29 protein-coding genes are annotated in these 25,070 nt (G+C 29.8%); 26 read left to right on the top strand and 3 right to left on the bottom strand.

Going from position 1 to position 25,070, the window contains the following annotated elements:
- Positions 1-22 precede the first annotated feature (22 nt).
- Genes NSA23_RS04215 through fabF (NSA23_RS04190) form a run of 6 tightly spaced genes read left to right on the top strand, consistent with a single transcriptional unit; the run spans position 23 to position 5,208 of the window.
- Positions 23-1,027: a beta-ketoacyl-ACP synthase III gene (locus tag NSA23_RS04215; protein WP_276505146.1), complete on the top strand. Its 1,005-nt coding sequence runs from the start codon at positions 23-25 to the stop codon at positions 1,025-1,027.
- A 12-nt stretch (positions 1,028-1,039) separates the two neighbouring features.
- Positions 1,040-1,990 (top strand): enoyl-[acyl-carrier-protein] reductase FabK, encoded by a 951-nt coding sequence (gene fabK, locus NSA23_RS04210; RefSeq protein ID WP_042678464.1) that lies wholly within the window; start codon positions 1,040-1,042, stop codon positions 1,988-1,990.
- 1 nt (position 1,991) lies between these two features.
- A complete protein-coding gene (fabD, locus tag NSA23_RS04205) occupies positions 1,992-2,945 on the top strand; it encodes an ACP S-malonyltransferase (protein ID WP_042678465.1) in 954 nt (317 codons plus the stop codon).
- A gap of 2 nt (positions 2,946-2,947) precedes the next feature.
- The gene (gene fabG / locus NSA23_RS04200) at positions 2,948-3,691 is read left to right on the top strand and encodes a 3-oxoacyl-[acyl-carrier-protein] reductase (protein WP_042678466.1); all 744 of its coding nucleotides are present in this window, start codon (positions 2,948-2,950) and stop codon (positions 3,689-3,691) included.
- 23 nt (positions 3,692-3,714) lie between these two features.
- Positions 3,715-3,951, top strand: coding sequence for an acyl carrier protein (acpP, locus tag NSA23_RS04195; protein ID WP_222704685.1), 237 nt, complete (start codon positions 3,715-3,717; stop codon positions 3,949-3,951).
- 18 nt (positions 3,952-3,969) lie between these two features.
- Complete coding sequence (gene fabF, locus NSA23_RS04190) at positions 3,970-5,208, top strand: beta-ketoacyl-ACP synthase II (protein ID WP_257490251.1); 1,239 nt, start codon at positions 3,970-3,972, stop codon at positions 5,206-5,208.
- Between the two features lie 32 nt (positions 5,209-5,240).
- Here fabF (NSA23_RS04190) and fabZ read toward each other — a convergent pair whose 3' ends face one another.
- Complete coding sequence (gene fabZ, locus NSA23_RS04185; protein ID WP_042678468.1) at positions 5,241-5,672, bottom strand: 3-hydroxyacyl-ACP dehydratase FabZ; 432 nt, start codon at positions 5,670-5,672, stop codon at positions 5,241-5,243.
- A 205-nt stretch (positions 5,673-5,877) separates the two neighbouring features.
- Between fabZ and fabF (NSA23_RS04180) the strand changes: the two genes are divergently transcribed.
- The 12 genes from fabF (NSA23_RS04180) (at position 5,878) to NSA23_RS04125 (ending at position 16,078) form a co-directional block, all read left to right on the top strand.
- On the top strand, positions 5,878-7,119 hold the full coding sequence (gene fabF / locus NSA23_RS04180; protein ID WP_257490250.1) for a beta-ketoacyl-ACP synthase II: 1,242 nt from the start codon (positions 5,878-5,880) through the stop codon (positions 7,117-7,119).
- Positions 7,120-7,238: 119 nt separating this feature from the next.
- Complete coding sequence (locus tag NSA23_RS04175) at positions 7,239-8,588, top strand: CCA tRNA nucleotidyltransferase (RefSeq protein WP_257490249.1); 1,350 nt, start codon at positions 7,239-7,241, stop codon at positions 8,586-8,588.
- A gap of 78 nt (positions 8,589-8,666) precedes the next feature.
- The gene (glmM, locus tag NSA23_RS04170) at positions 8,667-10,031 is read left to right on the top strand and encodes a phosphoglucosamine mutase (protein ID WP_257490248.1); all 1,365 of its coding nucleotides are present in this window, start codon (positions 8,667-8,669) and stop codon (positions 10,029-10,031) included.
- A gap of 179 nt (positions 10,032-10,210) precedes the next feature.
- Positions 10,211-10,420 carry a DUF5320 domain-containing protein gene (locus tag NSA23_RS04165; protein WP_257490247.1) on the top strand — a complete coding sequence of 70 codons (210 nt, stop codon included), beginning with the start codon at positions 10,211-10,213 and terminating at the stop codon, positions 10,418-10,420.
- Between the two features lie 70 nt (positions 10,421-10,490).
- On the top strand, positions 10,491-10,967 hold the full coding sequence (locus tag NSA23_RS04160; protein ID WP_257490246.1) for a Fur family transcriptional regulator: 477 nt from the start codon (positions 10,491-10,493) through the stop codon (positions 10,965-10,967).
- 4 nt (positions 10,968-10,971) lie between these two features.
- Entirely contained in the window at positions 10,972-11,334 is a 363-nt protein-coding gene (locus NSA23_RS04155; protein WP_257490245.1) for a DUF134 domain-containing protein, read from the top strand.
- Positions 11,335-11,402: 68 nt separating this feature from the next.
- A complete protein-coding gene (locus NSA23_RS04150) occupies positions 11,403-12,533 on the top strand; it encodes a YibE/F family protein (RefSeq protein WP_042678474.1) in 1,131 nt (376 codons plus the stop codon).
- Positions 12,534-12,680: 147 nt separating this feature from the next.
- Complete coding sequence (locus NSA23_RS04145; protein WP_042679940.1) at positions 12,681-13,040, top strand: NifB/NifX family molybdenum-iron cluster-binding protein; 360 nt, start codon at positions 12,681-12,683, stop codon at positions 13,038-13,040.
- Between the two features lie 20 nt (positions 13,041-13,060).
- On the top strand, positions 13,061-13,891 hold the full coding sequence (locus NSA23_RS04140; protein WP_257490244.1) for an ATP-binding protein: 831 nt from the start codon (positions 13,061-13,063) through the stop codon (positions 13,889-13,891).
- A complete protein-coding gene (locus NSA23_RS04135) occupies positions 13,882-14,739 on the top strand; it encodes an ATP-binding protein (RefSeq protein WP_257490243.1) in 858 nt (285 codons plus the stop codon). Before NSA23_RS04140 ends, NSA23_RS04135 begins: the two co-directional genes overlap by 10 nt.
- 12 nt (positions 14,740-14,751) lie before the next feature.
- A complete protein-coding gene (locus NSA23_RS04130; protein ID WP_042679946.1) occupies positions 14,752-15,108 on the top strand; it encodes a NifB/NifX family molybdenum-iron cluster-binding protein in 357 nt (118 codons plus the stop codon).
- Between the two features lie 160 nt (positions 15,109-15,268).
- On the top strand, positions 15,269-16,078 hold the full coding sequence (locus NSA23_RS04125; RefSeq protein ID WP_257490242.1) for a L,D-transpeptidase family protein: 810 nt from the start codon (positions 15,269-15,271) through the stop codon (positions 16,076-16,078).
- A 43-nt stretch (positions 16,079-16,121) separates the two neighbouring features.
- Here the strand turns inward: NSA23_RS04125 and NSA23_RS04120 are convergent, their stop codons facing one another.
- Together NSA23_RS04120 and NSA23_RS04115 are read right to left on the bottom strand one after the other, a co-directional pair.
- On the bottom strand, positions 16,122-16,667 hold the full coding sequence (locus NSA23_RS04120; protein WP_042679948.1) for a glutathione peroxidase: 546 nt from the start codon (positions 16,665-16,667) through the stop codon (positions 16,122-16,124).
- A 74-nt stretch (positions 16,668-16,741) separates the two neighbouring features.
- Positions 16,742-17,410: an RluA family pseudouridine synthase gene (locus NSA23_RS04115; RefSeq protein ID WP_042679950.1), complete on the bottom strand. Its 669-nt coding sequence runs from the start codon at positions 17,408-17,410 to the stop codon at positions 16,742-16,744.
- Positions 17,411-17,813: 403 nt separating this feature from the next.
- Here NSA23_RS04115 and NSA23_RS04110 point away from each other — a divergent pair, with 403 nt between their 5' ends.
- From NSA23_RS04110 to asrC, 8 genes are all read left to right on the top strand, one after another.
- A complete protein-coding gene (locus NSA23_RS04110; protein ID WP_257490241.1) occupies positions 17,814-18,596 on the top strand; it encodes an EFR1 family ferrodoxin in 783 nt (260 codons plus the stop codon).
- Between the two features lie 137 nt (positions 18,597-18,733).
- Positions 18,734-19,660 carry a DMT family transporter gene (locus NSA23_RS04105; RefSeq protein ID WP_257490240.1) on the top strand — a complete coding sequence of 309 codons (927 nt, stop codon included), beginning with the start codon at positions 18,734-18,736 and terminating at the stop codon, positions 19,658-19,660.
- 137 nt (positions 19,661-19,797) lie between these two features.
- Complete coding sequence (locus tag NSA23_RS04100; protein ID WP_257490239.1) at positions 19,798-20,649, top strand: HDOD domain-containing protein; 852 nt, start codon at positions 19,798-19,800, stop codon at positions 20,647-20,649.
- 72 nt (positions 20,650-20,721) lie between these two features.
- Entirely contained in the window at positions 20,722-21,411 is a 690-nt protein-coding gene (locus NSA23_RS04095; RefSeq protein ID WP_257490238.1) for a Crp/Fnr family transcriptional regulator, read from the top strand.
- A 103-nt stretch (positions 21,412-21,514) separates the two neighbouring features.
- Entirely contained in the window at positions 21,515-22,324 is an 810-nt protein-coding gene (locus tag NSA23_RS04090) for a formate/nitrite transporter family protein (protein ID WP_257490237.1), read from the top strand.
- On the top strand, positions 22,305-23,306 hold the full coding sequence (gene asrA, locus NSA23_RS04085) for an anaerobic sulfite reductase subunit AsrA (protein ID WP_257490236.1): 1,002 nt from the start codon (positions 22,305-22,307) through the stop codon (positions 23,304-23,306). The genes NSA23_RS04090 and asrA overlap by 20 nt, the downstream gene beginning before the upstream one ends.
- Entirely contained in the window at positions 23,307-24,101 is a 795-nt protein-coding gene (gene asrB / locus NSA23_RS04080) for an anaerobic sulfite reductase subunit AsrB (RefSeq protein WP_257490235.1), read from the top strand.
- A gap of 13 nt (positions 24,102-24,114) precedes the next feature.
- On the top strand, positions 24,115-25,065 hold the full coding sequence (asrC, locus tag NSA23_RS04075; RefSeq protein ID WP_257490234.1) for a sulfite reductase subunit C: 951 nt from the start codon (positions 24,115-24,117) through the stop codon (positions 25,063-25,065).
- Positions 25,066-25,070: the final 5 nt, after the last annotated feature.

The following is a 25,070-nucleotide window of genomic DNA, read 5'->3' as shown; positions in this document are numbered from 1 at the left end:
TATACTATTTATGGGATTGGAGGTGTACACATTGAATATTCCATATTCTGTAGGAATTTCTGGAGTAGGTAGTTGTGTTCCTGAGAAATCTTTAACCAACGATGATTTAAGCAAGATAGTAGATACTTCAGATGAGTGGATAAGAACTAGAACTGGAATTCGTGAAAGAAGAATTGCAGATGAAAACATGGCAACTTCAGACTTGTGTACAGAAGCTGTAAAAAAAGCTATCAAGGATGCTAATGTATCTCCAAAAGATGTAGATTTAATTGTTGTAGCAACAGTTACACCAGATATGGCATTTCCTTCTACAGCTTGTATTGTCCAGAAAAATATAGGGGCAGACAATGCTAGTGCTTTTGATATATCAGTAGGGTGCTCAGGCTTTTTATATGGATTAGCTGTTGGTGCAAACTTTATAGCAGCAGGTGCTTATGATACAGTTGTAGTAGTTGGTGCAGAGATATTGTCAAGAATACTAGATTGGGAAGATAGGAATACTTGTGTACTATTTGGAGATGGAGCAGGAGCTTGTGTTTTGCAAAGATGTGAAGAAAATAAAGGTATACTTTCCTATGAACTTGGGGCTGATGGTTCGAATGGACATTTCCTTACTCAGCCAGCAGGAGGTTCACGAATGCCAGCCTCTTTAGAAACAGTTAACAAAAGGCTTCACTATGTTCATATGGATGGAAGAGAAGTTTTTAAATTTGCAGTAAGATCTATGGAAGATGCTTCTTTAAAGGCTTTAGAAAAAGCAAATCTTGATTTAGAAGATGTTGATTATCTTATTCCACATCAAGCAAATATAAGAATTATTAAATCTGCTTCAAAGAGGTTGAAAATAGAAGAAAATAAGGTATACGTAAATTTAGATAAGTATGGAAATGTATCATCAGCTTCAATACCTATTGCTTTAGATGAGGCACTTCACAAAGGACTTATAAAGAAAGATGATATAGTATTGCTAGTAGCCTTTGGTGCAGGTCTTACATGGGCTTCAGTAGTATTGAAGTGGATTAAGTAAAGGATGGTGAACATGTACAATACAAGAGTATGTAATATTTTAAATATAGAATATCCAATATTGCAAGGAGGAATGGCTTGGGTAGCAACTCATGAACTAGCTCAAGCAGTATCTAATGCAGGAGGATTAGGAGTTATTGCAGCAGGGGCAGCACCTGCAGAGATAATAAGAGATGAAATAAGAAATATAAAAAAATATACAGATAAACCTTTTGGTGTAAATATAATGCTTATGTCTCCTTTTGCAGAAGATATAATAGAATTGGTTTGTGAGGAGAAAGTGCCTGTAGTTACTACAGGAGCAGGAAATCCTGGAAAATATATGGAGAAATTTAAGAATAGTGGAATAAAAGTCGTTCCTATAGTACCTTCAGTTGCCCTAGCTAAAAGATTAGAAAGACAAGGAGCAGATGCACTTATAGTTGAAGGGACAGAAGCAGGTGGACATATTGGAGAATTAACTACCATGTCCTTAGTTCCACAAGTAGCGGATTCAGTAGATATTCCAGTTATTGCAGCAGGAGGAATTGCTGATGGTAGAGGATTCTTGGCAGCATTATCTTTAGGAGCAGAAGGTATTCAAATGGGGACTAGATTTGTTTGTTCTACTGAATGTATAGCTCATGACAATTATAAAGAGAAAATTATAAAATCCAAAGATAGAGATGCAATAGTAACTGGAAGGAGTACTGGGTATCCAGTAAGAGTTATAAAAAATAAATTTGCTAAAGAATATATTAGTTTAGAAAAAGAAGAAGTTCCTTTTGAAAAGTTAGAAGAACTAGGGGCAGGTAGACTAAGGTTAGCTGTGAAAGAAGGAGATATGGACAATGGTTCTTTAATGGCTGGACAGATTTCAGGTATGATTAAGGATGTAAAATCTTGCAAAGAAATTATAGATAATATTTTAAAAGAGGCAGATGAAGAGTTTGACAGATTAAACAGTTATAAAAGAGGTGAGTAGTATGGGGAAGGTAGCATTTGTTTTCCCTGGTCAAGGTGCCCAATTTGTAGGAATGGGTAAAGATTTTTATGAGGAATTTTCTATTTGTAGAGAAGTATTTGAAGATGCTAATGAAAGTTTAGGAATAGATATAAAAAGTGTTTGTTTTGAAGGACCAGAGGAAGAACTAATTAGAACAGAAAATACTCAGCCAGCAATACTTGCTACTAGTATTGCAATACTTAGAGCTTTAGAAGAAAGAGGAATAAACTGTGATTATGCAGCAGGCTTAAGTTTAGGAGAATATACAGCATTAGTAGAAGCTGAAGCTTTTGAATTTTGTGATGCTGTACATTTAGTTAAAAACAGAGGTAGATATATGCAAGAAGCTGTGCCAGAAGGTAAAGGTGGAATGGCAGCTATATTAGGTCTAGAAAAGTCTAAACTAATGAAAGCAGTTGAAAAAGCAAAGGATTATGGAGTTGTTGAAATAGCAAACTATAATAGCCCTGAACAAATTGTCATATCAGGAGAAGTAGAACCACTAGAAATAGCAGTTAATGAATCAAAAGAACTAGGAGCTAAAAAAGCTGTGAAACTTCCAGTTAGTGCGCCTTTTCATTCAAGTTTACTTAAACCAGCAGGAGATAAATTGGAAAAAGATTTAGATAAAGTTAAAATAAATGATTTAAAAAAGGTAGTTATTAGCAATGTAGCGGCAAAACCTGTAAAGACAAGGGAAGAGGTTAGATCAAATCTTATAAGGCAGGTTAGCAATTCAGTTTTATGGTGTGACTCTATTATATATATGATGGATAATGAAGTAGATACGTTTATTGAAATTGGACCAGGGAAAAGTTTAAAGGGATTTATAAAGAGAATAGCAAAGTCTTTAAATAAAAAAGTAAATACATTTAGTGTTAATAGTATTTCAGAATTTGAAAAAGTATGCGATTTTTTTAATAGGGAGGTTTAGACTTGACTTTAAGCAAAAAAAATGCTTTAATTACTGGAGGCTCTAGAGGTATAGGAAGAGCTATTGCCATGGAATTATCTAGGCAAGGAATTAATATTATTATTACTTATAATAGTAGTGAAGAAAAGGCTTTGGAGGTGATAAAAGAAGTAGAAAATAATGGAGTTAAAGGTTTAGCTATTAAGGCCGATGTTTCAACGGAGGAAGATGTAAAAAATATGATGAAAACTATAAAAAATCAATTTGACTCTGTTGATATTTTAGTAAACAATGCAGGAGTTACAAAAGATAATCTTCTTTTAAGAATGAAAACAGAAGAATGGGATAAAGTAATGGATACAAATCTAAAGGGAGTTTATCTTTGTACCAAAGCAGTTGCTAGAGGAATGATGAAAAAAAGATATGGAAAGATTATAAATATTGCTTCAGTTGTTGGAATATCTGGAAATGCAGGTCAAGGAAACTATAGTGCCTCAAAGGCAGGAGTCATTGGATTTACAAAGTCTATTGCTAAAGAATTAGGTAGTAGAGGTATAACCGTCAATGGAGTTGCTCCAGGATTTGTAGAAACAGATATGACAGAAGTACTGAGTGAGGATATTAAGAAACATTCTCTCAATATGATACCACTGAAAAGATTTGGAAAACCTGAAGATATAGCTAATGTTGTAGGATTTTTATGTAGTGAAAAAGCAGACTATATTACAGGACAAATAATAAATGTTGATGGTGGAATGCTAATGTAAAAAACTATTGGAGGAGGAATAATATGGAAATTTTTGAAGCTGTTAGAGAAATTATTTGTGATCAATTAGAAATTGAGGATATGGACACTATAACTATGAAAACTTCTATAATGAATGATTTAGAGGCAGATTCATTAGATGCAGTAGAGGTTATGATGGATATTGAAGACGAATTCGATATTGAAATTCCAGATGAAGATGCAGAGAATTTCACAAATATTGAAGATATAGTTAAATATATTGAAGAAAAAATAGCATAAAAAGGTAGGAGATATAAATTGAAAAGAGTAGTTATAACAGGATTAGGACCTATAACACCTATAGGAATTGGAAAAGAAGACTACTGGAAATCCTTAATGGAAGGTAAATCAGGTATATCTCGAATTACAAATTTTGACCCGGAAAACCATGCAAGTAAAATAGCAGGAGAAGTTAAAGATTTTCGTCCAGAAGATTATATAGAAAAAAGAGAAGCTAAAAGGATGGATAAGTTTAGCCAACTTGCAATTGCAGGTACAATTTTAGCTATGAAAGATAGCAAATTGGATATAGATAAGATAGATAAAGAAAGAGCAGGAGTTATATTAGGATCAGGAGTAGGAGGAATAGAGACTTTAGAAAAAGAACATACAAAACTTTTAGAAAAAGGGCCTAAAAGGGTAAGTCCATTTTTTATACCTATGATGATTGCTAATATGGGACCAGGACATATAACTATGCTATATGACTTTAGAGGACCTAGCTTCACTATAACTACAGCATGTGCTTCAGGAACTCATGCAATTGGAGAATCTTTTAGACTTATACAAAATGGAGCTTGTGACATAGTAGTTACAGGAGGAAGTGAAGCAGCAGTAAGCCCTATAGCAGTTGCAGGATTTAGTTCAATGAGAGCATTGTCAACGAGAAATGATGAACCTGAAAAAGCTTGTAGACCTTTTGATAAGGACAGAGATGGTTTTGTCATAGGAGAAGGAGCAGGAATACTAATTCTTGAAGAATTAGAACATGCAGTTAAAAGAGGAGCCCATATATATGGAGAAGTCGTAGGCTATGGTGCTACATCAGATGCATATCATATAACAGCACCAGATCCAGAGGCTAAAGGGGCAGCGAATGCTATGAAAATCGCATTAGAAGATGGACAAGTAGATTATAGAGAAGTTGATCATATAAATGCCCATGGAACTAGCACTTATTATAATGATAAATTAGAAACTTTAGCTATTAAGACAGTATTTAAAGAACATGCAAATAAAATTTCAATTAGTTCAACTAAATCTATGACAGGCCATTTATTAGGGGCAGCTGGAGGTATTGAAGCTATAGCCTCAGTTCTTGCTATAGAAAAAGACAAAGTTCCTCCAACTATAAATTATGAAGCTTCTGATCCAGAATGTGATTTAGATTATACTCCAAATAAACCAATAGATAGAGAAATAAACTATGCCTTATCTAATTCATTAGGATTTGGAGGGCATAATGCAACTATTTTATTTAAAAAATATGAAGGATAATAGAAAGCTCTGAACTAGTTCAGAGCTTTCTATTATCCTATTGCAAACATCAATTCACCCTCTACAGCTAACTTATCATCAATATAAACTTTTCCTTTCCCTACCCCCATAGAACTTCTCATTCTTATCGTTTCCACTTCCATTTTTAAAATATCTCCAGGTACAACTTTTTTTCTAAATTTAACTTTGTTTAAACCAACAAAATAAGGGGTTTTGCCTTTGAATTTTTCTTCACTTAAAACTAGAATAGCCCCAGTTTGTGCCATAGCTTCCACTATTAAAACTCCTGGCATAACAGGTTCTTCTGGAAAGTGACCCTGGAAAAAAGGTTCATTTATAGTTACATTTTTATATCCTATAACTTTTTTTCCAGGAGAAATTATTTCAACTTTGTCCACCAATAGAAAAGGATATCTATGGGGAAGAATTTCTTTAATATCATTTATATTTAAAATATTAGACATAAAACCACCTCTCTTATGTATATTTAGGAAGAAATTTGAGTTTTTCAAAAAATTAATATATACTATTTCTTGAAGTTAGGCTATATAGTACTTTAGTTTTTAATTATATTATAAAACTATATAATATACAAATTAATTCTATATTTATTATGTAGGAATTAGTACTTAAAATTAAATGAACAAGCTAGGATAGGAGGCGTGCAAATTGAAAAGAGTAGTTGTAACGGGATTAGGACCTGTAACTCCCATAGGAGTTGGGAAAGAAAATTATTGGGAATCTCTTGTAGAAGGAAAATCAGGTATATCCTATATAACAAATTTTGATATAGAAAACTATGAGAGTAAAATAGGTGGGGAAGTAAAAGATTTTCATCCAGAAGATTATATGAAGAAAAAAGATGCAAAGAGAATGGACAAGTTTAGTCAGTTTGCAGTAGCAGGTACACAACTGGCTATAGAAGACAGTAGACTAAATTTAAATACAATAGATAAAGAGAGAGTTGGTGTGATATTAGGTTCAAGTGTAGGAGGTATATCTACAGCAGAATTAGAACATACAAAATACTTGAAGAAAAAATCCAAAAGAGTAAGGCCTCTTTTTATTCCTATGATAATTTCAAATATGGGACCAGGACAAATTTCTATGATTTTTGGATTCAAAGGACCTAGCTTCACCATGACTACAGCATGTGCTTCAGGAACTCATGCAATTGGAGAGTCCTTTAGACTTATACAAAATGGAGCTTGTGATATAGTAGTTACAGGAGGAAGTGAAGCAGCATTGAGTCCTATATCCGTAGCGGGTCTTTCTTCAATGGGAGTATTATCTAAGAGAAATGAAGAACCAACAAAAGCAAGTAGACCTTTTGATAAGGATAGAGATGGATTTGTTGTTGGAGAAGGTGCTGGAATATTGGTTCTTGAAGAATTAGATCATGCTTTAAAAAGAGATGCAGATATATATGGAGAAGTAGTAGGATATGGAATTACATCAGATGCTAATAATATCACCAAAAATCCAGAATTAGGTATCAAATCAGCAGTAAATGCTATAGAAATTGCACTAAAAGGTGGAAAAGTAGATTATAGAGAAGTAGATTATATAAATGCTCATGGGACTAGTACATATATTAATGATAAACTAGAGACTTTAACTATAAAAGAGGTATTTAAAGAATGTGCAAATAAACTTTCTATAAGTTCAATAAAATCTATGACAGGCCATTTACTAGGAGCATCAGGAGGAATTGAAGCTATATCAACGCTTCTTTCAATAGTGAAAAATATAATTCCTCCAACTATAAATTATGAAAAATCTGATCCAGAATGTGATTTAAACTATACTCCAAATAAATTTGCAGTAAAAAACATAAAGTATGCACTATCAAATTCTTTTGGATTTGGAGGACACAATGCAACAGTATTATTTAAACAATTTGCGGGATAACGAAAAAGGCTTTGAATATTTACAAAGCCTTTTTAGTATATAATTTTATTCTATTAACATACTACTATATACTACTTATGATATAATAAAAAATATTGGAAAGGATGTTGAAAAGTCATATGAAAATAAATATGCCGCCTTATGTTACATTCATATTAGATAGATTAGAGAAAGGTGGATTTCAAGCATATATAGTAGGTGGATCTATTAGAGATATTCTTTTGGATAAAGAGCCAAATGATTTTGATATAACTACTAATGCAATGCCAGATTATATAGAAAAAATTTTTGAAGATAAAAAAACTATTAATGTTGGAAGAGAATTTGGAACAATAAAAGTTATTGTAGATGACAAAGAAGTGGAAGTAACTACATTTAGAAAAGAAGGAAATTATTCAGATGGTAGAAGACCAGAGTGGATTGAGTTTGTTTCAGATATTGAAGATGACCTTGCTAGGAGAGATTTTACTATAAATGCTATGGCATATAATAAAAAGACTGGCATAGTTGATCCATTCAATGGGAAGAAAGATTTAGAAAATAAGATTATTCGTTCTGTTGGAAATCCTATAGAAAGATTTAAGGAAGACTATCTAAGAATACTTAGAGCAGTAAGATTTTCTACATCATTAGATTTCGAAATAGAAGATGAAACTTTTAAGGCTGGAAAAAAATATAGTTCTAATATTTCAAAAGTAAGTGTAGAAAGGATTACAGAAGAGTTTTTTAAAATAATTCTAAGTCCTAAGCCTTCTAAAGGGATAAATTATATGAAGGAATTAGATTTATTAGATATAGTTTTACCAGAGATTGTTCCAGCTATAGGATTTAATCAGCAAAATCCTCATCATGATAAAGATGTTTATAACCATATTCTTTGTGTTGTCGATAGTGCACCACCTATATTAAAAATAAGGCTTGCAGCTCTTTTTCATGATATGGGCAAACCTCATACTTTATCAGTGGACGAAAAAGGTATTGGACATTTTTATGGACATGATAAAATTGGTTCTGAGATAGCAAAAAAAGCTTTAAAGAGAATGAAAGCTCCAGGGAAACTTACTGAGCAAGTAGCTATATTGATTAGAGAACATATGACACATCATGCTAAATTTAAAGAAAAGGGATTAAAAAGACTTATAAGAAGAGTAGGAATAGAGAATATCTATGATTTATTTGAATTACAAAAAGCAGACAGAAAATGTTCCAATAAAAATGCATCTATAGAACATATTTTAGATATGGAAAAGAAAGTAGATAATATTTTAGAAAAAAAGGAAGTCTATGAGATAAATCAATTAAATATAGATGGGGAAGATTTAATTGAAATAGGGTTTAAAGAAGGAAAAATAATAGGGGATATATTAGAATATCTTTTAGAAAAAGTTATGGAAAACCCATCTATAAATAAAAGAGAAGAACTAGAGAAATTAGCATTGAAAAAATATGCTACAAAACCATATATTTAGAAAGAAAAAAATATTTGTGTGTAGAAAAATCTTGTGCTATTATAATAGTTGTTACATTTTTTATTAGGAGGTCAAAAAATGGGAAAATTATTTGGTACTGATGGAGTTAGAGGTATAGCAAATAAGGATCTGACACCAGAATTAGCTTTTAAAATTGGAAGGGCTGGTGCTTTTGTTCTTTCAAAAGGCAGGAAAGGTTCAATAGTTGTAGGTAGAGATACAAGGAAATCTGGTGATATGTTAGAGGCTGCATTAGTTGCAGGTATTTGTTCTGTAGGATTGGATGTAATAAGTGTTGGAATAGTGCCTACTCCAGCAGTAGCTTACTTAACCAGAAAACACAATGCATTAAGTGGGGTAGTAATATCTGCATCTCATAATCCAGTAGAATACAATGGTATCAAGTTTTTCAATGAAAAAGGATATAAATTAAACGATGATATAGAAGAAGAGATAGAAGAAATTATATTAGAAAATAAAGAAATAGATTATAGAGCTTTAGGAGAAAAAGTAGGAACAAAAATAGTAGTTGAAGATGGGGTAGATGAATACATAGACCATTTGAGACAAACTATAAATGTAGATTTTAATGGATTAAAAATTGCTATAGATTGTGGAAATGGTGCTGTATCAGAAGCTGCACCTAAACTTTTAAAAAGGCTAAATGCAGAAGTAGTAGTTATAAATGATGAACCTAATGGAATAAATATCAATGTTAATTGTGGTTCAACTAATCCTAAAATGGCTCAAGATTTAGTAGTAGAAACAAATGCAGATATAGGTCTTTCCTTTGATGGAGATGCAGATAGACTTATAGCTGTAGATGAAAAAGGAAATATAATTGATGGAGACCATATATTAGCTATATGTGGAAGTCAATTGAACAAAAAGGGAAAATTGGAACATAATACAGTAGTAGGAACTGTCATGACTAATATGGGATTAGATGCATATCTTAATGAAAATAATATGAATATCGTAAAGACTAAAGTTGGAGATAGATATGTAATAGAAGAAATGCTTAACAATGGATATGTTTTAGGTGGAGAACAATCAGGACATATTATATTCTTAGAACATAATACTACTGGTGATGGACTTTTAACAGCATTACAATTGATTTCTGTAATAGTAGAAACAGATAAAAAAGCATCAGAGCTTAATAGTATAATGACAACTTTTCCTCAAGTTCTTATAAATGCAAAAGTAAAAAATGAACTTAAAAATTCATATAAGGAAGATAATATTATAAAATCAGAAATAGAAAAAATAGAAAAAATGTTTCATGGAGAAGGTAGAGTAGTTATAAGACCATCAGGAACAGAACCATTAGTTCGAGTTATGATAGAGGGAAAAGATGAAGAAAAAATATATAAAGTAGCAAAAGAACTTGCAGAGTTAATAGAAGAAAGATTAGGAAATAAAATTGCTGTTACAAATTAAATTATCAATACAACCTTGTAAATAAAAAATATTTCCAGGGAAAAGTTAAGCTGTAATTAAGAATAATATTATTCTTAATTACAGCTTTTTTATTTTCTAAAAAGAGTTATTGACATATGCCTAAAACAATGATACATTAAAGATAATAAACATATACCCAAAACAAAGGAGGTTTTAAAATGACTGGAAAAAATGGAACTGGACCATTGGGAGAAGGGTCAATGACAGGAAGAGGAATGGGAGTTTGTGGATGTGGATATGGTAGAAGAGGAAAAGGATTTGGATATGGAATGAACTTAGGAGATGAAAAATCATTTTTACAAGAAATGAAGGGCAGATTGGAACTAAGATTGAAAGAAGTAAACAAAAGATTAGAAGAGATAGAATAAATATAAAAGGATGAGACTTACTCATCTTTTTATATTTGATATTATTATAAAATATAAAGGTGTTGAATATATGGAGAAAGTAAGAAAGTATGACTATAAAGATATTGAATCAATAAAAAAATTAATAGAAAAAAATGGTTGTACATTTACTTATCAAAGAAACGAGATATTGAAAGAATTTGTAGAAAACAATGATAAACACTTAAATGCTAAGGAAATTTATGATAAATTAAAGTATAAAAAAATAGGAGTTTCAACTATATATCGTACTCTAAAGCTTTTTACCGATTTAAATATATTGAAAGAAATTAAAATTAATGATATAAATTATTATGAGTTAAAAATATTTATAAGAGAACCTATACATATGCATTTTCAATGTAAAAACTGTAGAGTTATTGAAGATATCTTTGATGAGAAAATACTTTTAAGATATTTAGAAATAAAGAAAATACTTGAAAAAAAATATAGATATAAAATTAAAGATGTGGACATTATATTTTATGGGTTATGTAATAATTGTATTGAAAAGTTTAGAAAGAGGTGAAGTTATGGCTAGACCTAGAAAAAGAAGAAGAGTATGTAGTATGCCTAATTTCAAAATGTTTGGGCCGTTAAATAATAGTTTGGATGAAAAAGAATCAATTATATTGACAATAGATGAATATGAAACTATCAGATTAATAGATTGGGAAGGATTAGAACAAGAACAATGTGCTGAAAGAATGGATGTAGCTCGATCAACTATTCAAAGAGTTTATAGTGAAGCAAAGAAGAAAGTTGCAGATAGTATTGTAAATGGTAAGATTCTAAGAATAGAAGGTGGAGACTATATACTGTGTAATATGGAAAATAAGAAATGTCCATCCTGTGGTAAAGGATATCATAGACATGGAAGAAACAAGCAGTTTTAATATGGTTTTGTTAAAAAATCCATTAGATGTTATAATATAGGAATAACATATTTATTAGGAGGAAAATTATGAAAAAAACATTATATTTAACGGTACTATTAATATTTATTCTTTCTTTCAATATTGTTTATAGTGAATCATATGAGGAACCTGAAATTCATATGGAAACAGGTGTAGTAATAGAAGCTGGTAAAGTACAAGATGAAGGAGAGGTGGAAGGATATAGTCTACAATATCAAGATGTGAAATTGAAAATAACTAGTGGTAAGTATAAAAACAAAGTTGTTGATATTGAAAACCATCTATCTGATAATACTTTCTATAATATAATTGTAAAGAAAGGAGACAAGGTTGTTGTTTCTATTGAAGAATCTGGAGATGAACATTTAAATGTAAGTATAGCTGATTATTCTCGCCAAAATCATATTTTTTACTTAGCAATTATATTTATAGCACTAATTATTATAATAGGTAGAAAGAAGGGACTTAAAGCTGTACTTAGTCTTGGTATTACTATGTTTGCTATTTTAAAAATATTATTGCCTATGATGCTAAAAGGTAAAAATCCAATTCCTATTACTATTATAATTTCTATTGGTATAACTCTTATTACTATGTTTATTATAAGTGGAATTAATAATAAGAGTATTGCAGCTATTTTAGGAACAAGCGGAGGGGTTCTTATTGCAGGACTTATTGCATATTATGTAGGTAATAAAGCAAAACTAACAGGTCTTAGTAGTGAAGAAGCTATGATGCTTACATATATTCCTCAAAAAGTAAATTTTAATTTTAATAGTTTATTGTTTTCAGGAATTATTTTAGGTTCTCTTGGGGCTGTAATGGATGTAGGTATTTCTATTTCTTCATCAATGGAAGAAGTTTATAATGCAAATAAAGATTTAACTAGAAAAGAACTATTTTCAGCAGGAATGAATGTTGGTAAAGACGTAATGGGAACAATGACTAATACATTAATTCTTGCTTATACAGGAAGCTCAATCCCCTTACTATTATTATTTATGGCTCATGAGACTTCAATAATAAAGATATTAAATTTAGATATTATAGCTACAGAAGTAATTCGTTCTATAGCAGGAAGTATTGGATTAGTGCTTACAATTCCTTTAACTGCTTTTATTTCAAGTTTATTAATCAGTAGATATAAAGATAAAGAAAAAACAAATAATACTATATAAATTAAAAAAAGACTATCTTAAATGTTTTTAAAAACATTTAAGATAGTCTTTTTTAAAAATAAATTTGACAATAAATATACATTGTACTAAGATGTAATTGGCATATGCTAATTATATTTTGATATTACCAAAAGGAGAATGATAAGTATGAAAATTGGATTATCATCTAAAGGGAAAGATTTAGGAAGTATCCTTGATCTAAGATTTGGTAGATGTAGTTATTTTTTAATATATGATATGGAAAGGGATAGCTTTAAAGTAATAGAAAATAAAGGATTAAAATCTGAAGGTGGAGCTGGTATAGCAGCAGTTCAACAGCTAATTGATGAAGGAGTAGATATAATTATCACTGGAAAACTTGGACCTAATGCTTTTAATATAGTAGAGAAATCTAATATTGAAGCCCTAAAAGGTGAGAATATACCTATAAAATCTATAATAGAAAAATATAAAAAAGGAGAACTTTCTAAATTAAAAGAAGCAGGACCTGCTCATCATGGAATGTAAAGAAAGAGGAGGTAAAACTATTGAATATTGCAGTACTTAGTGGAAAAGGAGGAACTGGAAAAACTACAGTATCTACAAATCTTTCATTGGCTTTAAAGGGTAACTATATAGATTGTGATGTAGAAGAGCCTAATGGTTTCTTATTTTTAAAACCTAATATAAATGAGGTTCAGAAGGTTTTGGTAGATTGTCCGGATATAGATGAAGATAAATGCATGTCTTGTGGAGATTGTGTGAATATATGTCAATTTAATGCATTAGCTAAAGTTAAAGACAATATTATTTTATTTGAAAAATTATGCCATAGTTGTGGTGCTTGTAAAATTGCATGTGATTATGAAGCCTTAAATTATAAAAAGCGAGAAATAGGTGCAATTGAAAAAGGCCAATCAAAAGAAATTAATTGTATGAGAGGCTTGTTAAATGTAGGAGAACCAACGGCTGTACCTATTATAAAAACATTGCTAAATAATTTACCTAAAGGTTTAAATATTGTTGATTGCCCACCAGGTACATCTTGCAATGTGGTGAATTCCTTAAGATATGCAGATAGTGCCATATTAGTTACAGAGCCTACAGAATTTGGACTGCATGATTTAAAAATGGCAATTGGGGTTGTAAGAATGTTTAATATTCCTTTTGGAATAGTTATAAATAAAGATAATAATAGAGACAATAGAATAAGAAAATATTGCAAAGAAGAAAATATAAAAATAATAGGTGCCATTCCTTATAGTAAAGATATAGCAAGAATTTATTCCAATGGAGAAAACATATATTATAATTTAGAACAAAAACATATTTTTGACAAATTAGCAGAAGAAGTAAAGAGGATGATAGTATGGAGTTAGTAGTTTTAAGTGGAAAAGGTGGAACAGGAAAAACTACTATTGCTACAACACTCTCAGAATTTGCAAAAGATGTAGTGAGAGTAGATTGTGATGTAGAAGCTTCAAATTTTTATTTGTTTTATGATGGCAAAGATATAAAAAAAGAAGATTTCTATGGAGGAAAGGTAGCATATATTGATGAAGATAAATGCATTAAATGTGCTAGATGTGAAGAAGCATGTAATTTTGATGCTATTACTAATTTAATAGTAGATCCTTTTGTGTGTGAAGGTTGTAATGCTTGTACTTTAGTATGTCCAGTAGATGCAATAGAGTTAAGAGATGAAAAGTCTGCTGAAGTATTTATGACTGAGATAGATAGTAGTACTATATCTAGAGCAGAAATGGAAATAGGGAGTGATGCTTCTGGAAAACTTATAACGTATCTTAGAAAAAATAGTAATAAGTTTTCCAGAAATGAAAAATTGACTATAATAGATGGTTCACCAGGTATAGGTTGCCCTGTTATTGCTTCAGTTACCGATAGTGATATAGCTTTGATAGTGACAGAGCCTACTATATCAGGTCTTGAGGATTTAAAAAGAGTAGTAGGATTGTGTGAGCATTTTGGAGTTATAGTGCTAGTATGTATAAATAAATATAATATAAATGAAGAGATGAGCAAAAAAATTGAAGATTACATAGAAGAAAAAAGTTTGGAACTTGTAGGCAAAATTCCCTATGATGAAATGGTGATGAAATCTATAAATGAATTGAAGCCTATAAATTATTATGATGAAAGTATAGCTAAAAAAGCTATTGAAAAAATGTGGCTAAATATAAAAGAGTTAATATTTGAGGAGGTTTGAGGAGGAATGAAAATGAAAATAGCAGTTGCAACTGAAGGAAATGCAGTGAGTGGTCATTTTGGATTTTGTGAGGGATTTACAATTTATGAGGTTAATGATAAAAAAATAGTGGATAAAAGTCTTATAACAAATCCAGGACATAAACCAGGATTTTTACCTAAATTTTTAAGGGAACAGGATGTTAATGTAGTAGTATCTGGAGGTATGGGAGCTCGTGCTCAAGAACTTTTCAATGAAAACAATATTGAAGTAGTAGTAGGAGCAGAAGGGCCTTGTAATGATGTAGTAGATAAATATATAAAGGGAGAACTTAAATCAACAGGAAGTGTTTGTACTGAACATGAACACGAGGGACATTGTAACGAATAAATATTAAATAGAAATAACCTGCTGAAAAGTAATTGGCAGGTTATTTCTATTTAATATTTAAAAATAAGCATAAAAATATCTCACTACTCATAAATAAGAAGAATAAGATGAAAATAGTATAGATTTAATTGGAATTATTTTATGAACTAGGGGGATATCTATGAGGAAAAATAGTATTTTAGTGAAAAGTACAATAATATCAATATTTATATTATTATTATTTTTTACAAATGTATCCTATGCAAAAGAAAAGGTAAAGACCAATGAAGATATTTTAAAGGAATATATTGATAAAGGATTTAAAGGAGGTAACATAGAGCAAAGGAATACACTGTTAAGATTTCAAGCTGAAAACAATTTAACAGTTGATGGTGTTTTAGGAGAAGATGTTAAGAAAGCTTTAGATGAAAAAAATAAGGAAAATATAGATAAGATACCTGAAGAGATTAAAAGTAGAACTTGGTTTATTGTTATTAATAAATCAAAAAAAATATTAACAGTATATAGGAAGGGGGAAGTTTATAAAAAGTACCCTGTAGCATTAGGAAGGGCTTCAACACCTACTCCTGATTATCAATGTAAGATTATAAATAAATTTAAAAATCCATACTGGGGTGGAATGGGGAAGTATACACCTATACCAGGAGGAGCACCTAATAATCCATTAGGAAAAAGATGGCTAGGGCTTTCTACAGAAAAACATAGTGGCTATGGAATTCATGGAAATATATCCCCTTATTCTATTGGAGGTTATGTTTCTAATGGATGTATAAGAATGATAAATGAAGATGTAGAAGAATTATATAAATATCTACCTTTAAAAACACAGGTTTGGATAGGAGATGAAGAACTACTAAAAAAATGGGGTATAGAACAATATATAGAATATAATGATGAGAAAAATGAGGAAAATATTAGTATAGATAATAATATAATAATTAGAGGAATAAGAATGATAATGATAGAATAAAGTATAAAGCCATGATCTTATAAATCATGGCTTTAGAATATTTTTATAATAATTTTTCAATATCATTAGAAATATCTAATGGTTCTATAGGAGATTCATATCTCTTTATAATATTTCCGTTTTTATCAATTAAAAATTTAGTGAAATTCCATTTAATTGAGTCTCCTTCTAAAAATTCAGGAAAATTTTCTGTTAGGAAATTATGTAGAAATTTTCCACTTTCACTATTTAAGTCATAGCCTTTAAATGGTGCTTCTTTAGTTAAGTATTTATATAAAGGATGAGCTTCGTTACCTCTTACATTAATTTTTTCAAACATTGGGAAAGTTACTCCATAGTTAAAATTGCAAAAGCTTTTAATATCTTCGCTATTTCCTGGTTCTTGTTCAGCAAATTGGTTACAAGGGAACCCAAGAATTTCAAAATCTTTATCATTATATTTCTCGTATAATTCTTGAAGTTTTTCGTATTGTGGTGTAAATCCACATTTACTTGCAGTATTGACAATTAGAACTACTTTTCCTTTATATTTATCTAAAGATACTTCTTCTCCATTAATATCTTTCATTTTAAAATCATAGATTTTCATTTTCAAAGCCTCCATTTTAGTAATTACATACTTAAATCATCTTATATATAATATTTACCACAAATATATAATTATCAAACAACTATATTAAAGATATTCCAAGGGTACTCATCATAAGGTAGAGATGTAAAAGTTAAAAATTGATTCTTAGTAGGATGAGTAAAACCTATTTTATAAGACCAAAGAGCAATCTGGGTCCATTTTTTCTTTTTCATAAATACTTTATTATATTTTCTATCTCCCCATATAGGTAAATTAGCATTTGAAAGTTGAACTCTTATTTGATGATGACGACCTGTTTTTAAAGTTATTTTAAGTAAACTAAGAGTTCCATCTTCTAGTGTTTCCACAGTTTCTAATAGTTCATACTTAAGAACAGCTTCTTTAGCTCCTTTTATATCCTTTTCAACGACTTTGCTCATATTTACAGTTTTAAGTTTCTTAAGATAATCTCTTAATTCTTCTTTAGTATTTTTAGGTTTTCCACAGGCTACTACAAGATATTCTTTACATAGTTTATGTTCTGACACTTGTTTAGAAAGATTAGAATTAGCTTTTTTATTTTTTGCATATACCATTATTCCACCTACAGGACGGTCTAGTCTATGAACAAGTCTAAGTTTTGGCTGTCCCAATATGTTTATAAGATCAATATCATTTGTTTTGTCACTTTGACAAGGAATTTTTGGTGGTTTTTCTACTACTAATATATTTTTGTCTTGAAAGATAATATTTAAGTCCATTTTATGCCTCCTATATTTTTGTTAATTTAAAACAAAACAAAAATATTATACTACAAATAGTTACATTTTTCACAGCTGATTTTTATTTTTAATATATTATTTTTAGTATACTTATTTAAAGAAATAATATTTATTATAATTTTTAATTATTCTATACTTTTTTATTTTTGCTTTTTTGAATAAAATGGTTTAAAGTTAAAGAAGAACATTAAGTAAAAATTGGAATCTTAATGTATTAAGATATAGCATTATATAGAGGGTTAGCTAGATTAATCCATATATCATGTTAAACTTTAAGCTTAATGTATACTTTACATAGGGGAAGGAAGTACAGAGGAAGTCATAAGAAAGGCTATGAAAAATATAGTCTAAATATAATAGAGTAAAAATGGAGGTATTTAAGGTGAAAACTTGTATCTATTATTTTACAGGGACAGGAAATTCTTATTTTGTAGCAAAAAAGTTAGCTAGAAATATAGGTGGAGCAGAACTTATACCTATTACAAAACTTGCAGAAAAAGAAGAAGTTAATTGTTCTTATGACAATGTGGGGGTTGCATTTCCTCTTTACTATGGAGGACTTCCCGAGATAGTACTCAAATTTATAAAAAAAGTTAATATTAAAAGGGATTCTTATACTTTTGCTATCTGTACAAGAGGAGCATCTAGCGGACAGGCGATGGCACAGATAGACAAGATATTTAAGAAGAAAGGCAATAGATTAAATGGAAGTTTTTACATAACTATGCCTGATAATTATGTTAAGGTGTTTCAAATGAAGTCAGGTGAAGAGACTAAAGAAATAATCAGAGATGCAAATAGAGATATTTTAGAAATGTCAAAGGCAGTTTCTAAAAGAAAAGATGTAAGAAGAAGTTTTAGTTTTTATGGATTTATAATGAAACCTTTTTATAGAAATTTTATAAAAAAAGTTGGTCATAGTGATAAAAACTTTGAGGTAAATGAAAATTGTATTAGCTGTAAAATATGTGAAAGAATATGTCCTGTAGGTAATATTAATTTAATTGATGGAAAGCCTAGTTGGAGTGGTAATTGTCAACAATGTATGGCTTGTATCCAACTTTGTCCAAATGAGGCAATTCAAATAGGAGAAAAAACTAAGAATAAAGGAAGATATAAAAATCCTTATGTAACTATTGAAGAATTAGAAGAGATGGGAGAATAGAGTAAAATATTATATGTGATTAATATTAAAATGGGATTTTCAAATGTTTGAAGATCTCATTTTAGCTTTAAAACATGATAAAATGGGTATCATCCATATAGTGACAAGAAAGAGTAGACATAGGAAAGGAGATATTTATGGAAAGATTTTTTACTAAGAAGATAAATATACTTATAATTTCTCTTATAGCTATGACACTTTGGGGAAGTGCTTTCCCAGTTTTAAAGGTTAGCTATGAAAAACTTGCAATCGAAGGACCAGATATATACTCAAAAATATACTTTGCAGGATTAAGATTTTTTATAGCTTCTATATTAGTATTTTTAGCAGCTAAATTGATATTTAGGATGGATATAAATATTGAGAAGGGGTATATTAAACCTTTTATTATTTTAGGAGTATTACAGACAACTTTACAATACTTCTTTTTTTATATAGGGGTAGCAAATACTACTGGTATAAAAAGTGCTATAATTCAAGCAAGTAGCACATTTTTTACTGTTATATTTGCCCACTTTATTTATAGTGATGATAAATTAAATATGCAAAAAATTTTAAGTCTTATCTTAGGATTTGGAGGAATACTAATAGTAAATATAGGAAAAGATTTTGATTTAAGTTTTAAGTTAATAGGGGAAGGATTTTTGTTATTTTCTGCATTAGTAAGTACTATTGCTACTATATATGTAAAAGATATTTCTCAGGGAATAGAGCCAACGTTTTTAACAGGAGGACAAATGTTTTTTGGTTCTTTACCACTACTAATTGTAGGAAAACTTGGAATGAAAGGTGCTAAACTTACCTTTGATAGAATCAGTTTCTCATTATTACTTTATTCAGCTTTCCTTTCAGCTACAGCCTTTTTTCTATGGTATATGATTTTAAAATATAATAAACCAGGAGAAGTTAGTATATATAGATTGTTTATTCCGATATTTGGAGCTTCTTTCTCAGCAATTTTTATTGAAAGTGAACATTTTACTGTTAATTTAATTATTGGACTAATCTTAGTAGTTTTAGGAATTGCAGTATTGAATTTAGAAAAGAAAAAAAGATACGAATAAATCATATATAATTCAACTATTCTTCAGTTTTGACGATAACATTAGATAGAAGAGATAATGAGACCTTGTCTCTATTTCAAAGTCAAGAAAATAATAGTACAATTTTAGTATACTATAAAATTAATGGAGAGTTGTATATGTCTAAATTAACTTTAAATAGAATTGTGGAAAAAGTTGATGAAATGCCAGTTTTGCCAAATAGAATAAATAGAATAATAGAGATAGTTGAAGATCCAGATTCTACTGTTCAAGATTTAGAAAATGAAATATTAAAAGATCAAAGCTTAACTTCAAAAGTGCTCAAACTAGCTAACACCACTCACTATGGCTACCCAAGAAAGATAAGCACTGTATCAAGGGCTACTATACTATTAGGATTTCAGTCTATTAAAAGTATAGCTCTGGCTTCTACAGTAAGTAAATATCTTATAGGAGAGTTGGAAGGATATGCTCTTGGAAAAAACGATTTGTGGAAGCAATCTCAAACTTGTGGTATTATTTCAAGATATATTGGTAAGAAGAAAGGCATTGGAAATCCTGAAAAAGCTTATATTGCAGGTTTATTAAGGGATATTGGAAAAACTATATTAAATCATTATGTAAAAGATGAATATTCTAAGATAGTGGAAATGGTAGAGGGGAAAAATCCTTCATTTTTAGATGCAGAAAGAACAATTCTTGGATTTGACCATGCTGAAGTTGGGGGGAAAGTAGCACAGAAATGGAACTTTCCTGAGGACTTAGTAGAGGCCATAAAATATCATCATACTCCAGAGAGAGCTACAGAGAATCCAGAACTAGTATCTATAGTTCATATAGCAGATGCTATTACTATGATGATGGGTATTGGAATAGGTGCAGATGGTATGAGTTATAATTTTTCTCAATTTGCAATAGATATTTTAGATTTAGGTGAGAATGAAATAGAATCTATTATTTCAGAAACGTCAGATTTAATAATAGATGAAGATAATTTTAATGTTGTGTAAAATTATAAGGATTTACTAGAGCTTATTTTTAGCTCTTTTCATTTTATTTTCTTCTAAAAAAGAGGTGTTCTAGTGGGTGAGTCCATAAAAGAAAGTATTTTTAAATTAGATATATTTAATGACTTAGATAATGAATATATTGAATATTTAGTTCAATCTTCTTTTAGGTTGAAATTGGAAAAAGGAGAGTCTCTATTTTTAGAAAGAGATGAACTAAAAAATATGTATATAATATTAGAAGGAAAAATGACTCTTTTTAGGCTTTCAGAAATAGGGCAAAAACGAGTTATTTATATATTAGATTCAGGTGAAATAATAAATGAAATTACTTTTGATAATGTACCAGCATCAATAAATTGTGAGGCTTTTGAAGATAGCGTTGTTATAGGATTTGAAAAGGAAATATTGCTGTATGTAATGGAAAATAATTTTGATTTGACACAAAAGATAATTAATTCTATGGGTAAAAAAGTTAGGAGACATTATAGACAGCTTAAAAACACAGTACCTATAAGATTAGATAAAAAATTAGCAGCAAAGTTGTGGAAATTAAGCAAAGATTATGGCATTAAAATAAATGATGGAATTTTAATAGATTTAGATTTAAGTATTACTTATTTAGCAGATATGTTAGGAAGTACAAGAGAGACAGTTTCAAGATGTATGAGTGATTTGAAAAAAGTAGGTCTTGTTAAATATAAAGATGGAAAAATTGTGGTAAAGAGTAGAAAGGAACTATCTATTTACTTCAGAGGTATATAAAAAGAATAAAAAATAATTATTTCACAATGACTGTGATTTTTATCACAGTCATTTTTCTTTTATCATGTTATTTTATATACAAAGAGTAAAGGAGGAGCAGTGAATGTTTAGTGAAGATATTAATAACTTAGTTTCAGTAGCAGAGAAGAAGAAAACGCTATTACATGAAAGTAAATTTAGTTATTTATTAGCTTCTATGTTAGCGGGCATTTATGTAGGTTTTGGAATACTTCTTATTTTTACTATTGGAGGATTATTGCAGTCAACTGGTACTCCTGGAGGGAAAATTATAATGGGAGTATCTTTTGGAATAGCCCTTAGTCTTGTATTAGTTGTAGGCTCGGAACTTTTTACAGGAAACAATTTAATAATGATGATAGGCTCATTAAATAAAAAAGTTTCTTGGAAAGACAGTGTAGGAGTTTGGATATATAGTTATATAGGAAATTTTTTAGGAAGTATACTCCTTTCAATACTGTATGTTCAATCAGGACTTGGAACAGGGGATGTAGCAGATTTTATAATAAGTGGCTCCGAAGGTAAGATAGGTGCAGGATTTGGACCATTATTCATTAGAGGAATACTTTGTAATATGCTTGTATGTTTAGCAGTTTGGTGTTTTTTCAAATTAAAAGATGAAACAGCAAAGCTTATAATGATATTTTGGTGTTTATTTGCATTCATAACTATAGGATTTGAACATAGTATAGCAAATATGACTTTAATAACTACCGCAATGATGTTGCCACACAATGGAAAAATTTCTATAGCAGGACTTTTTCAAAATCTTATACCTGTAACATTAGGAAACTTTATTGGAGGTACAATTTTTATAGGATGGACCTATTGGCGAATAGCTAATAGTAAAAACAAGATGAAGGAGGCAAAGGATTATGGGAATATCTTTAAGTAATAAAGAATTTAACAATATATTAGATGAACTTAAAAAAGAGTATAAAATATATGCTCCTAAATTATTTAAAGGCAAAGGCAGATTTTCAGATACAGATTTAGTTAGGTATGATGAAATATCTAGTATAGAAGAAATAGAGTTTGGCAAAAAGTCTTATTATTCTCCTAAAGAAGTACTACTTCCTATCACTCAAACATTATTTTATTTTACAGAAGACAAGGTTATAGAGCCAGAAATTGACCATAAGAAAACTTTAGTATTTTTAAGAAGTTGTGATATACATGCAGTAAAAAGATTAGATGAAATATATTTAGAAAATGGAGTAGAAGATCCTTATTACAAAAGACGAAGAGAGAAAATAAAATTTATACTTATGGAATGTGAAAAAAGCTTTGAGAACTGTTTCTGTGTAAGTATGGGAACTAATGAGACTGATGATTATTCACTATTTGTAAAAAGTGAAGGAGATAGAGTGTTTGTTGATATAAAAGATAAAGAATTCTCATCTTATTTTGATACTGGAGTAGAAACCAAAGTGTTTCCAAACTTTGTAAAAGAAAATAAGGTAGAAGTAAATATACCAGAAAGTTTAGATATAGATATATTTAAATCGCTTATGTGGAAAGAATATACTTCTAGATGTATAGGCTGTGGTAGATGCAATACAGTATGTGGAACTTGTTCTTGTTTCTCTATGCAAGATATTTTTTATAAAGATAATGAAAGAACTGGAGAGAGAAGAAGAGTGTGGGCGTCTTGTCAAATAGATGGTTATTCAGAAGTAGCTGGAGGATTTGATTTCAGAAGTGATCAAGGGGATAGAATGAGATTTAAAGTAATGCATAAGATATATGATTTTAATAAAAGATTTGGCTATCAAATGTGTGTAGGATGTGGTAGATGTGATGATGCATGTCCAGAATATATATCATTTTCCAATTGTGTAAATAAGTTAAATGAAGAAGTAAAGGAGGGAAAGTAAATGAATAATAATGTTTACCTACCTTTTAGGTCAAAGATTTTAGATATAAAACCTCATACAGATATTGATTATACTTTTAGGATGCAATTTGAAGGTGATGTAAAACCAGGACAATTTTTTGAAGTATCAATTCCCAAATATGGAGAAGCTCCTATATCTGTAAGTGAAATAGGAGAAAATTATGTAGATTTAACTATTAGAAAAGTAGGTAAGGTTACAGATGTAATTCATACATTTTTCCCTGGGCAAAATCTTTTTATGAGAGGGCCTTATGGAAATGGATTTGATGTAGATTTATTCAAGGAAAAGGAACTAATAGTAGCTGCTGGTGGTACTGGTCTTGCACCTGTGAAAGCAGTAGTGGATTATTTTGTAGACAATAAAGATGAAGTAAAGGATATTACAGTAGTTTGCGGATTTAAATCTCCAAGTGATATCCTATTTAGAGATGATTTTAAGAAATGGAAAGATGAAATAAAAACTATTTTAACTGTAGATAATGGTGAGGAAGGCTATACTGGAAATGTAGGACTTATAACAGAATATATAAAGAATATAAAGATAGAAAATATAGAAGAGGCAAATGTAATAGTAGTTGGTCCTCCAATGATGTTGAAGTTTACATTGCAGGAGTTATTAAATAGAGGTATAAAAGAAGAAAATATTTGGGTTTCATATGAAAGAAAAATGTGTTGTGGAATAGGTAAATGCGGACATTGTAAAATAAATGATACTTATGTTTGTTTAGATGGTCCAGTTTTTAATTATACAAAAGCAATGAAACTTATAGACTAGGAGGTGGGTTATAGTGGATATAAATACAAAAAAACTTAAAAAGAATGCTTTTAGAGTTACAAAAGAAAGAGGTAAAACTGCTATTAGAGTTAGAGTACCTGGAGGGCACATAGAAGCAAAACATTTATTGATTTTAAAGAATATTGCTGAAAAATATGGAAATGGCACTCTCCATATAACTACTAGACAAGGGTTTGAAATACCTGGCATATCAATGGAATATATAGATGATGTAAATAAAGAGATTCAACCAGTTATAGAGGGATTAAATATAAACCAAGTAGATCCTAACACAGGATATCCAGCTTCTGGGACAAGAAATGTAGCTGCTTGTGTGGGAAATAATGTATGCCCCTTTGGAAATTATAATACTACAGATTTTGCAAAGAGAATTGAAGATGCAATATTCCCAAATGATTATCATGTAAAGATAGCTCTTACAGGTTGTCCAAATGATTGTATTAAGTCTAGAATGCATGATTTTGGCATCATAGGTATGACAGAACCTCAATATGATCCTTATAGATGCATAGCCTGTGAAGCTTGTGTAGATAATTGTAGAGATAGGATAGTTGGAGCATTGTCTATTGAAAACAATAAGGTAGTAAGAAATGAAGATAAATGTATAGGTTGTGGAGAATGTGTATTGAAATGTCCTATGTCTGCTTGGACAAGAAGTGAAGAAAAATATTATAAACTTGTTATAATGGGAAGAACAGGAAAGAAAAATCCAAGACTTGCAAGAGAATTTATTACTTGGGTAGATGAAGAAAGTATTATAAAAATTATATTAAATACTTATAGATATGTGGATAAGTATATAGATAAAGATGCACCAGGTGGAAAAGAACATGTAGGATATATAGTAGATAGAACAGGATTTCAAGAATTTAAAAAATGGGTGCTAAAAGATGTAGAACTAGGACCTAAAGCAATAGTGGAAGAAAATATATACTGGTATTAGGAATA

The sequence above is a fragment of the Anaerosalibacter massiliensis genome (assembly GCF_024623155.1).
Lineage (GTDB): Bacteria > Bacillota > Clostridia > Tissierellales > Sporanaerobacteraceae > Anaerosalibacter > Anaerosalibacter massiliensis.
The sequence above is the reverse complement of the archived record's forward strand: the minus strand, read 5'-3'. Positions and strand labels throughout refer to the sequence as shown.

Bases quoted from the DNA above. Each gene is read 5' to 3' on its own strand.
- fabK (WP_042678464.1), top strand. From the start codon at position 1,040: ATGTACAATACAAGAGTATGTAATATTTTAAATATAGAATATCCAATA.
- NSA23_RS04115 (WP_042679950.1), bottom strand. From the start codon at position 17,410: ATGGACTTAAATATTATCTTTCAAGACAAAAATATATTAGTAGTAGAA.
- NSA23_RS04155 (WP_257490245.1), top strand. From the start codon at position 10,972: ATGGCTAGACCTAGAAAAAGAAGAAGAGTATGTAGTATGCCTAATTTC.
- NSA23_RS04165 (WP_257490247.1), top strand. From the start codon at position 10,211: ATGACTGGAAAAAATGGAACTGGACCATTGGGAGAAGGGTCAATGACA.
- fabD (WP_042678465.1), top strand. From the start codon at position 1,992: ATGGGGAAGGTAGCATTTGTTTTCCCTGGTCAAGGTGCCCAATTTGTA.
- glmM (WP_257490248.1), top strand. From the start codon at position 8,667: ATGGGAAAATTATTTGGTACTGATGGAGTTAGAGGTATAGCAAATAAG.
- NSA23_RS04160 (WP_257490246.1), top strand. From the start codon at position 10,491: ATGGAGAAAGTAAGAAAGTATGACTATAAAGATATTGAATCAATAAAA.
- NSA23_RS04090 (WP_257490237.1), top strand. From the start codon at position 21,515: ATGTTTAGTGAAGATATTAATAACTTAGTTTCAGTAGCAGAGAAGAAG.
- NSA23_RS04150 (WP_042678474.1), top strand. From the start codon at position 11,403: ATGAAAAAAACATTATATTTAACGGTACTATTAATATTTATTCTTTCT.
- fabZ (WP_042678468.1), bottom strand. From the start codon at position 5,672: ATGTCTAATATTTTAAATATAAATGATATTAAAGAAATTCTTCCCCAT.
- NSA23_RS04175 (WP_257490249.1), top strand. From the start codon at position 7,239: ATGAAAATAAATATGCCGCCTTATGTTACATTCATATTAGATAGATTA.
- acpP (WP_222704685.1), top strand. From the start codon at position 3,715: ATGGAAATTTTTGAAGCTGTTAGAGAAATTATTTGTGATCAATTAGAA.
- NSA23_RS04130 (WP_042679946.1), top strand. From the start codon at position 14,752: ATGAAAATAGCAGTTGCAACTGAAGGAAATGCAGTGAGTGGTCATTTT.
- NSA23_RS04145 (WP_042679940.1), top strand. From the start codon at position 12,681: ATGAAAATTGGATTATCATCTAAAGGGAAAGATTTAGGAAGTATCCTT.
- asrA (WP_257490236.1), top strand. From the start codon at position 22,305: ATGGGAATATCTTTAAGTAATAAAGAATTTAACAATATATTAGATGAA.
- NSA23_RS04120 (WP_042679948.1), bottom strand. From the start codon at position 16,667: ATGAAAATCTATGATTTTAAAATGAAAGATATTAATGGAGAAGAAGTA.
- NSA23_RS04135 (WP_257490243.1), top strand. From the start codon at position 13,882: ATGGAGTTAGTAGTTTTAAGTGGAAAAGGTGGAACAGGAAAAACTACT.
- NSA23_RS04125 (WP_257490242.1), top strand. From the start codon at position 15,269: ATGAGGAAAAATAGTATTTTAGTGAAAAGTACAATAATATCAATATTT.
- asrB (WP_257490235.1), top strand. From the start codon at position 23,307: ATGAATAATAATGTTTACCTACCTTTTAGGTCAAAGATTTTAGATATA.
- NSA23_RS04100 (WP_257490239.1), top strand. From the start codon at position 19,798: ATGTCTAAATTAACTTTAAATAGAATTGTGGAAAAAGTTGATGAAATG.
- NSA23_RS04105 (WP_257490240.1), top strand. From the start codon at position 18,734: ATGGAAAGATTTTTTACTAAGAAGATAAATATACTTATAATTTCTCTT.